This window comes from Daejeonella sp. AP26, from assembly GCF_056680515.1.
In genome coordinates, this window is sequence record NZ_CM155286.1 from 1405104 (window position 1) to 1417344 (window position 12241).

Sequence of the window (12241 nt, forward strand, 5' to 3'; positions counted from 1 at the left end):
ATGGATAAAATTCCTATTCTTCGGATGGGGCCTTTTTTGCTTGTCACTATCCAGGTGGATCTGTATGACCGGCTAGCTCTGAATTTGGAGGCCGACTTGGTTCAAACAGTTAACAAAACTAATGCGAAAGGTGTCCTTATTGATATATCTGCCGTCTCAATTGTTGATTCCTTTATGGGACGGATCATAGGCAATATTGCTGGTATGTGTAAGATACTGGATGCTGAAACCGTTGTTGTTGGTATGCAACCGGCTGTTGCCATAACCCTTATCGAACTAGGCCTGCCGCTGAAAGGTGTGCATACAGCCCTTGATGTGGAGAAAGGCATGACAATGCTTAAATCTATGATCGATCTTAGAGAAGACGATGATGACGAAGAGGGCAGCGAAGATGACATTATCATTGAGTAAGGATACAGTACAGGTCGTTAAGGAGCAGGATGCCGTTTTCTTAAAAAACCGTGTCAAAGAAATAGCTGTAAGGATCAAGATGGGACTTGTTAATCAGACCCGCCTGATCACTGCAGCCAGCGAACTCGTGCGTAATATGCTGCGTTATGGCAATGGTGGAACCTGTGTAATTGAAGTAGTGTCCAGCGGTCGGATAAACGGTGTTAGATTAACTTTTATCGATAAAGGACCGGGAATAGCTGATATCAACCAGGCTATGCGTGATGGCTTCTCTACAGGCAAAAGCCTGGGACTTGGACTGCCGGGAGCTAAGCGTCTCGTCAACGAATTTGATATCGAGAGTACAGTGGGAAAAGGAACGAAAGTAACGATACTAAAATGGGCCAATGGTTGACGCTACACATGTAAGTTTTATCGCGAATGACCGCAGTTACTTCTCCCTGATAAAAAAGGAAATCCACCGCATTGCATTAGATGCGGGCATCAATCAGGACCGCTTAAATAAACTGGATCTCATCATAGCGGAGATGACCTCAAATCTTTACAAGTATAGTGAAGATGGAGAAATTCTGCTTGGCGTATTTGCAAACGCCGGAACCCCCTATATAGAAATAATCTGCATCGATAACGGACCAGGCATGGTTAATCCCACCAGGATGATTCAGGATGGTATGTCTACATCCAAGACCCTGGGTCATGGGTTGGGCAGTATGAAACGGATGTCTGACACGTTCGAACTTTATTCACTTATTGGCTGGGGAACAATTGTACTCAGTCGCATTTTCATTGCTCCTGCCAAAGTGATGGCGAAGAACGATGTTATTATACGACCTATTGTAGTTGCAAAACCCGGTGAAACGAAAAGCGGAGATGGGTATTCCTACAAGATAACGGATAAGTATATCAAAATAATGCTGGCCGATGGTTTAGGACACGGTCCGGAAGCTAATAAAGCAGTTAACGAAGCTGAAGCAGCATTTAGAGTGTTTCCTGATTTTAGTCCGACGGAAACCCTTCGTTTCATTCATAACTTGACTAGAAAAACAAGGGGTGCTGTTATTACCATTGCAGGCTATGAATTCGCTTCTAAAACCTGGAGTTGTACCGGGGTTGGTAATATAGTTACCCGGATGATGGGCGCTACCACTTTTCGCAATCATATGGCTTACAATGGCATTGTTGGCCATAATATCCCTAATTCAATGAGTGATCAGCATTATTCAGGAGAACTTTTCAATCAGGCAATGCTTTGCTCTGACGGTATAAAAACCAGAATTGATCTTCAAAAATACCCACAGATATCAAAATACGACCCCTCAGTATTGGCTGCAGCTATATATAAAGATCACGCACGAAAAACTGATGACATGTCAGTTGTGATAGCTAAAATTTCATAGGATGATCAAGATTGTTACTATATCACTGGAGAATGAAATGGATCTGGTGCTGGCCCATAAGAGGTCTATGAAAGTTGCAGAGAGGCTCGGTTTAACTGTCGCCACACAAACTACTTTCGCCACCGCCGTTTCTGAAATTGCACGAACAGTTATTGAACATACCGATCACGGCTCACTTATAATTGGGCTTGAAAAAAACAAACTTCGCTATCAGCTTAAAGCCACTGTATCCTTCGACAGTAATATACACTTCACCAATGAGGATGAGGGCTTCTATTACGCTCAGAAATTAATGCCCGAATTTACGTTAACAAAGACGAATGATGCCAACTTGATTGAGATGAAGATTGGATTGCCTCGTTCGCTGAACCTTGATCCCTTCAAAATTAGTGATATCCAGAAGTTTTTTAATGAAGAGCTGCCATTAAATCCTTATGAAGAGATTAAGCTGCGTAACATAAAGCTGAATCGTCTTACCGAAAAACAGGACGAAGAGATCCGCAGATCAAAAGTTGTAGATGAACAAAAAACCGAGTTTATTTCTATAGCCAGTCACGAAATAAAAACCCCGATTACTGTTCTAAAAGCTTACACTCAATTGGCAATGGGGATGAAAGACCATTGCGATGACCATATGAGGGTAATGCTGTCAAAAATTGATATTCAGACAAACAAGCTGCTTTCCCTCGTTCAACAACTCTTGGATGTTTCTCGTATGGAGAACGGAAGTTTGCAGTCAGATAAAGAAGTGGTCGATTTCAATGACTTCATTGTTAATATGGCAAGTTTAACGCGGCATATTATCCCAAATCATGAATTAACTACCACCCTGTGCGAAACGGTATCGGTTAAGATAGATTTACTGCGAATGGAACAGGTCTTTTCAAACCTTATTGGTAATGCTGCTAAATACTCTGCAAAAGATACGCGCATTGAAATTGCTTGTCATAAATTAGATAATGGCTTTGTACAGATCGCTGTTAAAGATGAGGGAATAGGTATGACACGATTGAGCGTCGATTCTATTTTTGAAAAGTTTTATCGGGATAAAGATGTGATTAAAACACATTCCGGGTTAGGTGTGGGCTTGTATATTACTTCTAAGATCATAATTGATCATGGTGGCAAGATCTGGGTTAAAAGTATCCCGGGAAAAGGGTCTACTTTCTTTTTTACTATTCCCTGCTTTCCCGCTCCATAGTCAGGTTCATTGAGCGTTAACAGGCTCTGTTGGCCTAACGGTTACACTACAGCTTAACTCGTCTCAACCTTAGAGAGTTCAAAATAACTGAAATTGAACTAAAGCTCATTGCAAGTGCTGCGATCATAGGTGAAAGTAGTATTCCGAAAAACGGATATAGAAGTCCAGCCGCTATAGGTATTCCCAAAACATTATAGGCAAGGGCGAAGAACAAGTTTTGTTTAATATTTCGCATCACTCGGTGACTCAAAGATATTGCCTTAGCTATTCCATTCAGATCGCCTTTTAACAGAGTAATATCAGCGCTTTCGATAGCTACGTCCGTACCTGTGCCCATAGCGATACCAATATCTGCCTGTGACAGTGCCGGAGCATCATTAATGCCATCACCAGCCATTGCCACTTTCTTTCCTATGGCCTGTAAGCCTTTTATTTCATTCAGCTTATCTTCCGGAAGCATCTGAGCTTTGTAACCATCCAGATTTAAGGCTGAGCTCACACTTCTGGCAGTATCCTCATTATCCCCGGTAAACATGATCACGTTCAACCCTTCTTTCTGAAGTTTTTGAATTGCCTCTCTGCTCGATTCCTTAATTTTATCGGAGATGACCACGAAGCCGATAGCCTCATTTCCTGCTGACAAGTAAGACACCGTTTTGCCCTGTTTTTGCTCGGCTCTCACCTGCTCGCGCAAGTCAGCGCCAATCTCCGCAATTACCTGTTCCATTAGTTTTGCATTTCCTAGTGCCAGGTCTACGCTATCTTGCTGCCCTATAACTCCTTTACCAGTAACTGCTTTAAAGTTTGATACAGGTTCCACCCTAATATTCTTATCTGCTCCATAGCGAAGTGTGGCCTGCGCTAATGGATGTTCGCTGTGACTATTCAATGCCATGATCTTCTGAAGAATGTCATCCGCTGTAAATTCCGCTTTGCTGCTGATTACTTTCTCTACGGAAGGTTTTCCCTCTGTTACAGTTCCTGTTTTATCGATTATAACTATATCAACTAGATTCATTTTCTCTAATGATTCCGCATTTTTAATGAGTACGCCCGACCGTGCTCCCTTCCCTACTCCCACCATAACCGACATGGGAGTTGCAAGCCCCAGGGCACAGGGACAGGCGATGATTAAGACGGCGATAGCGTTCACAAAGGCGTAGACATGAGCAGGCTGCGGGCCATATATTGCCCAAACAAAAAAAGTCACCACTGCTATTAGCACAACTATGGGTACGAAATATCCCGAAAGCTTATCTGCCAGCTTTTGAATAGGCGCTTTCGAACGGCTGGCTGCATTAACCATCTCTATAATCTGGGAAAGCAGGGTATCTGATCCTACCTTTTCTGCCACCATTACGAAGGATGTATTTCCGTTAATCGTTCCGGAACTAACTTTCTCGCCGGCCACCCTATCCACCGGAATAGGCTCCCCGGATATCATAGACTCATCTATTGTTGCCATGCCTTCCTGAATACTGCCGTCAACAGGTATCTTGTCACCAGGCTTTACCCGTAATAAATCACCGACTACAATGCTGTCAATAGCCACTTCCTGTTCTGTACCATTAATAATCCTGATTGCTTTGTTCGGCGCAAGTTTAAGGAGTTCCTTTATAGAACTATTTGTTCTGCCATGAGCACGGGCCTCCAAAAGCTGGCCTAATAAAACCAATGTAAGAATGACCGTCGCCGCTTCAAAATACACATACACCGTTCCAGCATGCGTCTTAAAATCCGAAGGGAAAATATCCGGGAGCAATAATGCTACGACGCTGAATAACCATGCTACCCCTGCTCCGATCCCAATAAGGGTAAACATGTTGAGATTCCAGGTAAGGACAGATCGCCAGGCACGATTAAAGAACATCCAGGTTGCATAAAAGACTACCGGAATGGAAAGAAATAATTGAACCCAGTTCCAATACTTTAAATCCATTATCTTAAATAATGGATTATTGGGTATCATCTCCGACATAGCAATGATGAAAATTGGAATGGTAAAAATAGCAGCTATCTTAAACTTACGTAATAGTTTGTTATAGGTTTTATCTTCCGACTCAGTGTCAGCATCCATCGGTACCAGGTCCATTCCACATATCGGACATGAACCTGGTCCATTACGGATTATTTCTGGATGCATTGGGCAGGTATATCTGACGGCCTTTTTCAGCTGTAGCTCTTCTATCAGGTTCATTCCGCATACCGGGCAATTTCCAGGCTTATCATATATTTTTTCACCCTCACAATGCATAGGGCAATAGTATTTTGACCCGCGATTCCCGGCGGGCTTTGAAGACAGTGTTTGGTTGTGATGATGAACGGAATGATCGGTGATAACTGGGTGATCCTTAACGGCAGTATGCTGATGATTAATCGACTCAATAGAATAATTTCCGGCCAACGCTAATGCCGCCTGAAATTTATCAGTCGGCACGTGCATTTTCATGCTAATGACTGCTTCGCCCAGCTCAATGTTAACCTCGGCCGATACTCCATCCACGGAATTTAACGCCTCTTCAATTTTTTCGCGCCCGCTTCCAGTAAGTAATCCGGTAATTTTATAAGTATGGGTCATAGTATCTTTGTTAAGCGGTTAAAACAATCATCGGCCTCTTGGTTAACCAACGATATCACTTGTAAAAGCTTCCATCTTAATGATTTATCCGCTCAAATCCTTCGATATATTCAATCGAGATTGTGGATACTTTCTTTTAGAGGAATGAGTCTGCCATTCTGCAGCCAGCACGATACAAAACAAATGTAAATCAATGATTTAGCATCTTTTTATAAAATTCATGAAGATTTTTATAAGATTCCCCAACTCACTTTTAAGCATTTAAAAAAAAAGGCGAACTAAGACTTCAAATGTCCCGCATTGGGTTGATCTGTTTACGAATTCTTTTTTGTAATTGAGGGATCACTTCAGTCATAAACCAGGGGTTTATTTTCACCCAGTTTTGATTCCTGGGTGACGGATGTGGTAAAGGAAAATATTGCGGAAGATAATCTTGATAGTGTTTAACTGTCTCTGTCAGGCTGCCTTTTACATTTTTTCTAAGGTAATAACGCTGTGCATATTGACCTATGAGGAGTATCAGTGGTGGAGTTTCAAAAAGAGAGATAATTTGCGGGTGCCAGAGCGGCGCGCATTCAAATCGGGGCGGCATATCACCTGAACTCGCTTTACCAGGGTAGCAAAAACCCATAGGCATGATCGCGAAGCATTCTGGATCGTAGAATGTCTCATTGTCCACATCCATCCATTTTCTTAGCGTCTTCCCACTTGCATCATTCCAGGGGATCCCTGATTCATGGACCCTTCTGCCCGGTGCCTGTCCTAAAATAATTATTCGGGAAATCGGACTTAGTTGGACAACTGGTCTGGGCCCTAAAGGCAAATAGTTTTCACAAATTTTGCACCTTCGTATTTTATCTAACAATAACTCCATCAACATCAAATATGCTTGCCTTTCTGAATTACCGGATACCGTCAACAGCAAACTATCAATAAAAAATCCCGCACCTCAAGAGCGGGATTTTGTCGTAATCCAAATTGAAAACTTTCTAATAAAAATCCTTCACAGCCTTTTTCAAGGAAATAACGTTAGCATTATCCGAACTTGTGTCCTTACTAAAAATTGAAGAGGGGGTAACGTCGGATTTGTAGAAGGCTTTATTAGCAGTATCGTCAGCGGCAAGCTTCGATCCGTTAATAGTTAATCCGGCGAACAGGCCCTTGCTGCGTGAGTATGAATATACTTCCGCCTCGAACTGTGTGTCGGTACTCGCTGATGAACTTCTGCCTACCGGCCCTGCAGCCACACTTACGTCACCGCCAAGCGTAAATTCACCCTTTGCCAGCGAAGTAAGAATACTTCCCTTAGTAAAAACCATCACCAGGTCTATAGACTGCACACCAGCCTGAAACCCAAAGCTCCCGCCTGTAAGTGTTACAAATACCGGATCACTCCAACTGCCATCTGTATTTTTAACCATTGCGACACCTTTACCCCGCTGTCCGCCAATCCCCAAACCCGCTTTGATGAGCTCGGGTACTATGACTAACCCTTCCGCTTTTTCCATAAGCTGCTGCGGGATAGTTTCCTTCATTGCAGCAAATTCCTTAAGTACTACCGCAGATTTCTGCAGTTTGTCATCTTGTTTATCCTGCGCAACTAAGGATAATGTAGAAAAACATAAAACAAGAATCACTAGATTGATTTTCAGTAGTTTTCTCATAACTCGATTTTTTAGATAGATGATCAATCATAAAGGATTTTTTATCCATTCTTAATCCTTCCTTATTGTACTCCTCATAAACAAAATTACTATACCTTGGTTTGAACCGTATTTTAACAATGTGGACGTTTTACATTCGGGAATCCTTGCAACCCCTCTCTTAAAGACGATTACTTTGTTTCCGTTCCTTAGTGTGGAACTTGGGCTGCAGATACCCAAGTGTCATCAGCTACTTTCAATCACAGTGTCGAAGTAAGTTGTTGTGTGTTGCCCACTCTAAAATTTCATAGATTTTCCTTTATCGCTATCCTGACCCCATTTAGTTGTCCTTTTGTACAATTTAAGGATAAATCATCAGGAATATAAAGGCAAATAAATTGACCAGAAGCACCACGCCGTACACAATATTTGACTTGCCGCTGCTTAATGATAACATTACCGTAAATACTGACAGTCCTAAAAGAATAATTGATTTAATATCTAACCCCAGGATAATGGGAATATCATAATAGATACAAACTGCCGCCACACTTGGAATTGTAAGTCCTATACTCGCCAACGCAGATCCCAGAGACAAATTTATACTGGTCTGAAGTCTGTTGTTTCTGGCAGCTATGATTGCAGCAATTGCTTCAGGCAATAGTATGATTGCAGCAATAATTACGCCTACCAATGCTTTGGGTAGGTGATAGCCGATAATAATACTTTCAATAGTAGGTGAAAGGGTTTTTGCAAGCAAAACAACGATGCCCAGACTTACAAGAAGGAATATAAAACTTGACACGAACAATTTATTGTTGATTACAATTGGCTCTGCAGCATCTTCATTTTCATCTGGTCCAACCGTTAGAAAATATTGACGGTACCTGCTGGTTTGCGCAAATAGAAAGGAAGAATAAATAACCAGGCAGGCGATGGATGCAAAGATCAGTTGGGGCGTCGAATAATAAGACCCGCGGACACTTTCGGTAAATGTGGGAAACACCAATGTAAATACTACAATAGATATCAAAGAAACGAGAGCTATGGTAACAGAAGACTTGGAAAAATTTTGCTCGTAATGCTTCAAACCTCCAATCAACAGGCACAAACCAACAATCCCATTAAGGATCAGCATCGTTGCAGCGTATACCGTATCCCTTGCTAATGATGCTGCTTCCTGCCCTTCTGACATCATGAGGGATACAATTATTGAAACTTCAATGACTGTGATCGATATAGCGAGGATAATCGTTCCGTAAGGCTCTCCCACCCGTTCTGCGATTATTTCGGAATGATGTACTGCCGACATCACACTCAAAATAAGGAGTATACTAGCTATAACTTGAAATATGCTGCTGTTGTGTATAAGACCCGAAAAAAAAAGAATCCACGCCAGGGCAGGAACGTAAGTAGTCCATTGAAGTAATAATTTCTTCATATATCAGGTTTAAAAAGTGATAAAAATAGTGTTTCTGATTAGGATTTTCATGATTAGAGGATAAACAGGCTCGTTTATCGGCTATTGTCTGAATCCGGATTTTCTGGATGAGCGGATGGACAGGATTATCATTGTCTGAATCAGGATTTGTAGGATTAAGGGATGAACAGGATTATAGCAGCTAGGTTTATCGGCTATTGTCGGAATCAGGATTTTAAGGATTAGGGGATGAAAAAGATTATCTGCGCTAAAATCTGCTATGATTCAGGCAGTTATTCTTAAGGCCATTATTTATTCCGATATTAATTCATAAAGCTTTTATTCAACACTTCATTCGAAATGATAGATAGATGCCAACACGTACAAGATCAATGGTTGCGCCATGAAAGTACATAACACTTTGGGGAATGGTTTTCAGGAGTTAATTTACCAGCGGTGCCTTTCAATTGAACTGACAAGAGCGGGTTTAGCCCATGTCCCGGAGGTGGAACAAACTATCTTCTACGATGGTATCGACGTGGGAACTCGACGGGCAGATTTCGTTGTAGAGAGTCAGGTAATTGTAGAACTGAAAGCGTTGATAATTTGCAAGACGTGCATTTAGCGCAAGCTAAGAACTATCTGGTCGCTTATAACTTTCAGATCGGCTTGTTAATCAACTTTGGGGCGAGTTTACAGTTCAAGAAAATATATCGATAAGATATACGGTGTTCTATCCTCCATGATCATGAAAATCTATTAATCCTGAAAATCCTGACTCAGACAAATGGATAATCCTGCAAATCTCTAAATCCTGAGAATCCTGATTCAGACGGTGAGGGTATAATCTGCCATACTATCTGTCATAACCCTGCAACTCTCCAAATCCTGGGAATCCTGATTCAAACAATGAGGTATCCTGATCCAGACAGTGTACCTTTGCCCAATAACTCAAAACTATGGAACAAAAGAACAACCCTCTTCACGGCATCACCCTTGAAACCATCATACTCAAACTTGTTGAGAAACACGGATGGGTAGAATTGGGTATGAAGATCAATATTGATTGTTTCAATAGCAACCCAAGTGTTAAGTCAAGCCTAAAATTTCTTAGAAAAACTCCCTGGGCGAGGTTAAAGGTGGAGAATCTATACCTAAAGACAATTGAATTGCCATCCTGATTCTCTCCTCTCCAAAGATTAAATAGTCGTACGGGTCAATTGCTGCCTCTCAAAATCTTTTCCATTTTGCGACCTTTTGCCAATTCATCAACAAGTTTGTCTAAATACCTTACTTGTTGCGTTAATCGGTTGGAGAGCTCTTCTACGCGATAGCCGCATATTACACCAGTGATCAGATGAGCATTCGGATTTATGGTCGCATTCTCAAAGAATATTTCAAAGGTTGCCTTCTCATCGATAAGTTTCTGAAGTCTCTCTCCATCATAACCGGTGAGCCACTCAATTACCTGATGCAGTTCGTCTTTGGTTCTGTTTTTCTTCTCAACTTTTGCAAGATAGTGGGGATATACAGATGAGAATGTCATTTTCGCAATTCGCTCGTCATGATGGTCTGTATTGTTCATAAGTGGATTAACCGTTACTCTTTTAACTTATTTCAATCTTTCTAAAAGTCCTTTTCTTTTCACTATGTTTTTGTAATCCCATTGAATTTCTCTTGATTTCTCAAGCCAACGTTTTATATCGTCTTCCTGTATTTCAGAAGAATCATTATAAAATACCGATGCATCTTTAAATTTTTTGCCTTTCAACTTTAAATCTTCTTCCTCAAAATCGGCGCCGCTCCAAAACATTAACCTTATTCCAGCTTTCTGTTTACTGTAACCCACAATTGGATTGTTGTCTAAAAACCAAACAGGATGGGCATGCCAGATCTTGTTTTCTGCTTCGGTTAATTGATCGTCAATGATTGATGCAAGCCGCTCGCAGATTTCCTTATTTTCAGGGCTTTGCTTGTTGTTGTAAGCTTCAATTTCGTTATTCATGACTGTGAAAAATTTTCCTGTTAACGTCTCCTATTCAAATATCCTTGTCTTAAATAGCTCTTTCATTTGGTCAAAGTCTTGTTTTGGTGTTTTACAGATATAAATTCTTTGATAAAGTTCTTCCTCGTTGTCTGCATAAGGATTGTAAATTGTTCTTACAAGGCTTACATCCTCAAAATATGGGCTGAAGAAATCACCCACCCGATAACTTAAAGCAATAATAATATCTGGCATTTTTCCTTTAGGTGTCCAGCTGTAATAACTTCCGTGATACGAAAATGCTTTTGGTAAACCGTAATCCCCTCCGAACAGATTTACTGCTCCTGCTTGTCCATAATGTTTGCCCCAAATTTTCGAATCCTGTTTTTCATTTGCCGGCAAACTATCGTAAACTGAGTGTAATTGCTGCATGGTTTCTTTCCATTTTTCTTTGGTATAGTACTCGTCATATTTTACCCCATATTGGCCGCCTTCAATGTCATTCTTTTCAAACGGATACACTTTAGTAAGGTAGCGATTGAAAGAATAAACCGGCATCCCAAAAGGAATTAGAACAAGAGCTAATAATAACAAAGCAGCAATTGGATAGATTATCCATTTCTTCTTTTGCAAAGTAATTTGTTCCCAGAATATGGCACCAAATGGTAAAATCGTCAGAATTATGGGATAGAAATAATAAGCTTTTCCATTACTGAGTGACAGGAAAGTAATAGAAAAGATGATTGAAACTGCTAAAGGTCTGTTGAGCGTTTCATTATTTTTAAAAATATAGATAAACGCCGGAATAATAATCAATAAAGATGACAAAGGATTGATGTCAATTAGCAATTGTCCTAAATTTCCTATACGGGAAAGCTTGTCTAATTGTGTTTCGTAAAGCCTGCCAAACATTTGCAACACAGGAAAGTCGTTTACGTATTGCCAAATCAAATTGGGCAGTAACAACAAAATAACCAGGATGATATTTTTCCAAAAATATTGGTGTAGAAGCGCCTGGCGTGTTCTTTTAAAAAGTAATAATGCAGATAAGCCTAAGATAAAAAACAGAGCATCATATTTGACAGAACAACCTAGAACAACAAATGCTGTTAAATACCATAAACTATTGTTATCGAGATATTTTACGAACCTTGTTAGCTGATAAAAACCTAACACCCAAAATACCTGACTAAAAACTACGGGTTGAAATAGTTGTTGGGAACGGCCAAAACTGGGTGCAATAATGATGCACATCAGCGCCAGAAAGATTGCCTTGTTTTTTCCACCTAATTCAATTGTTGTTTTTGCTACATAGATGATGATCAGGATACTTGCAATGTGTGTAAAGAGATGATGTAGATATACAGAACTGCTGCCAAAGAGATTCTGGATAAAAGCCAAAAGTCCAATCAGCGGCGGAAACTCCATATAGCCGAAAGCCAGATGTTTGCCTGTCTCAATATGTAATAATTCGTCTCCCTGGAAACCTGAATTGCTGTCTGCAACCAAATGCAGGATCAATTTTATAATGCAAAAAATTAGAATGAGTAACCTGTTCTGATTAGTTATCTGCTTTCCTGTACTATCGTGCATCCTTTAGGGCATTA

12 protein-coding genes and 1 pseudogene are annotated in these 12241 nt (G+C 40.7%); 6 read left to right on the forward strand and 7 right to left on the reverse strand.

Going from position 1 to position 12241, the window contains the following annotated elements; translation table 11 throughout:
* Genes AC1MCB_RS06095 through AC1MCB_RS06110 form a run of 4 tightly spaced genes read left to right on the forward strand, consistent with a single transcriptional unit; the run spans window position 1 to window position 3009 of the window.
* The gene (locus tag AC1MCB_RS06095) at window positions 1-411 is read left to right on the forward strand and encodes an STAS domain-containing protein (protein WP_479967851.1); all 411 of its coding nucleotides are present in this window, start codon (window positions 1-3) and stop codon (window positions 409-411) included.
* Window positions 368-805 carry an anti-sigma regulatory factor gene (locus AC1MCB_RS06100; protein WP_479967852.1) on the forward strand — a complete coding sequence of 146 codons (438 nt, stop codon included), beginning with the start codon at window positions 368-370 and terminating at the stop codon, window positions 803-805. Before AC1MCB_RS06095 ends, AC1MCB_RS06100 begins: the two co-directional genes overlap by 44 nt.
* Window positions 798-1808: a PP2C family protein-serine/threonine phosphatase gene (locus AC1MCB_RS06105; protein ID WP_479967853.1), complete on the forward strand. Its 1011-nt coding sequence runs from the start codon at window positions 798-800 to the stop codon at window positions 1806-1808. The genes AC1MCB_RS06100 and AC1MCB_RS06105 overlap by 8 nt, the downstream gene beginning before the upstream one ends.
* 1 nt (window position 1809) lies before the next feature.
* Window positions 1810-3009: an ATP-binding protein gene (locus AC1MCB_RS06110; protein ID WP_479967854.1), complete on the forward strand. Its 1200-nt coding sequence runs from the start codon at window positions 1810-1812 to the stop codon at window positions 3007-3009.
* A 46-nt stretch (window positions 3010-3055) separates the two neighbouring features.
* Here AC1MCB_RS06110 and AC1MCB_RS06115 read toward each other — a convergent pair whose 3' ends face one another.
* From AC1MCB_RS06115 to AC1MCB_RS06130, 4 genes are all read right to left on the reverse strand, one after another.
* Window positions 3056-5587, reverse strand: coding sequence for a heavy metal translocating P-type ATPase (locus AC1MCB_RS06115; RefSeq protein ID WP_479967855.1), 2532 nt, complete (start codon window positions 5585-5587; stop codon window positions 3056-3058).
* Between the two features lie 286 nt (window positions 5588-5873).
* On the reverse strand, window positions 5874-6461 hold the full coding sequence (locus AC1MCB_RS06120; RefSeq protein WP_479967856.1) for a uracil-DNA glycosylase family protein: 588 nt from the start codon (window positions 6459-6461) through the stop codon (window positions 5874-5876).
* A gap of 115 nt (window positions 6462-6576) precedes the next feature.
* Window positions 6577-7251 (reverse strand): lipid-binding SYLF domain-containing protein, encoded by a 675-nt coding sequence (locus AC1MCB_RS06125; protein WP_479967857.1) that lies wholly within the window; start codon window positions 7249-7251, stop codon window positions 6577-6579.
* A gap of 340 nt (window positions 7252-7591) precedes the next feature.
* Window positions 7592-8671 carry a calcium:cation antiporter gene (locus AC1MCB_RS06130; protein WP_479967858.1) on the reverse strand — a complete coding sequence of 360 codons (1080 nt, stop codon included), beginning with the start codon at window positions 8669-8671 and terminating at the stop codon, window positions 7592-7594.
* 382 nt (window positions 8672-9053) lie between these two features.
* Here AC1MCB_RS06130 and AC1MCB_RS06135 point away from each other — a divergent pair.
* Window positions 9054-9370: pseudogene (locus tag AC1MCB_RS06135) on the forward strand (GxxExxY protein).
* A gap of 239 nt (window positions 9371-9609) precedes the next feature.
* Complete coding sequence (locus AC1MCB_RS06140) at window positions 9610-9831, forward strand: VF530 family protein (RefSeq protein ID WP_479967859.1); 222 nt, start codon at window positions 9610-9612, stop codon at window positions 9829-9831.
* 35 nt (window positions 9832-9866) lie between these two features.
* On the opposite strand, the gene AC1MCB_RS06145 is transcribed toward AC1MCB_RS06140, so the two are convergent.
* Genes AC1MCB_RS06145 through AC1MCB_RS06155 form a run of 3 tightly spaced genes read right to left on the reverse strand, consistent with a single transcriptional unit; the run spans window position 9867 to window position 12227 of the window.
* A complete protein-coding gene (locus AC1MCB_RS06145) occupies window positions 9867-10235 on the reverse strand; it encodes a DUF2200 domain-containing protein (RefSeq protein ID WP_479967860.1) in 369 nt (122 codons plus the stop codon).
* 27 nt (window positions 10236-10262) lie between these two features.
* Window positions 10263-10655: a DUF1801 domain-containing protein gene (locus tag AC1MCB_RS06150; RefSeq protein ID WP_479967861.1), complete on the reverse strand. Its 393-nt coding sequence runs from the start codon at window positions 10653-10655 to the stop codon at window positions 10263-10265.
* Window positions 10656-10685: 30 nt separating this feature from the next.
* The gene (locus AC1MCB_RS06155) at window positions 10686-12227 is read right to left on the reverse strand and encodes an ArnT family glycosyltransferase (RefSeq protein WP_479967862.1); all 1542 of its coding nucleotides are present in this window, start codon (window positions 12225-12227) and stop codon (window positions 10686-10688) included.
* Between the last annotated feature and the right edge of the window lie 14 nt (window positions 12228-12241).

Excerpts from the sequence above, each read along its gene's own strand:
- AC1MCB_RS06125 (WP_479967857.1), bottom strand. The coding sequence starts at position 7,251 with ATGAGAAAACTACTGAAAATCAATCTAGTGATTCTTGTTTTATGTTTT.
- AC1MCB_RS06130 (WP_479967858.1), bottom strand. The coding sequence starts at position 8,671 with ATGAAGAAATTATTACTTCAATGGACTACTTACGTTCCTGCCCTGGCG.
- AC1MCB_RS06150 (WP_479967861.1), bottom strand. The coding sequence starts at position 10,655 with ATGAATAACGAAATTGAAGCTTACAACAACAAGCAAAGCCCTGAAAAT.
- AC1MCB_RS06155 (WP_479967862.1), bottom strand. The coding sequence starts at position 12,227 with ATGCACGATAGTACAGGAAAGCAGATAACTAATCAGAACAGGTTACTC.
- AC1MCB_RS06105 (WP_479967853.1), top strand. The coding sequence starts at position 798 with ATGGTTGACGCTACACATGTAAGTTTTATCGCGAATGACCGCAGTTAC.
- AC1MCB_RS06115 (WP_479967855.1), bottom strand. The coding sequence starts at position 5,587 with ATGACCCATACTTATAAAATTACCGGATTACTTACTGGAAGCGGGCGC.
- AC1MCB_RS06100 (WP_479967852.1), top strand. The coding sequence starts at position 368 with ATGATGACGAAGAGGGCAGCGAAGATGACATTATCATTGAGTAAGGAT.
- AC1MCB_RS06140 (WP_479967859.1), top strand. The coding sequence starts at position 9,610 with ATGGAACAAAAGAACAACCCTCTTCACGGCATCACCCTTGAAACCATC.
- AC1MCB_RS06120 (WP_479967856.1), bottom strand. The coding sequence starts at position 6,461 with ATGGAGTTATTGTTAGATAAAATACGAAGGTGCAAAATTTGTGAAAAC.
- AC1MCB_RS06095 (WP_479967851.1), top strand. The coding sequence starts at position 1 with ATGGATAAAATTCCTATTCTTCGGATGGGGCCTTTTTTGCTTGTCACT.
- AC1MCB_RS06110 (WP_479967854.1), top strand. The coding sequence starts at position 1,810 with ATGATCAAGATTGTTACTATATCACTGGAGAATGAAATGGATCTGGTG.
- AC1MCB_RS06145 (WP_479967860.1), bottom strand. The coding sequence starts at position 10,235 with ATGAACAATACAGACCATCATGACGAGCGAATTGCGAAAATGACATTC.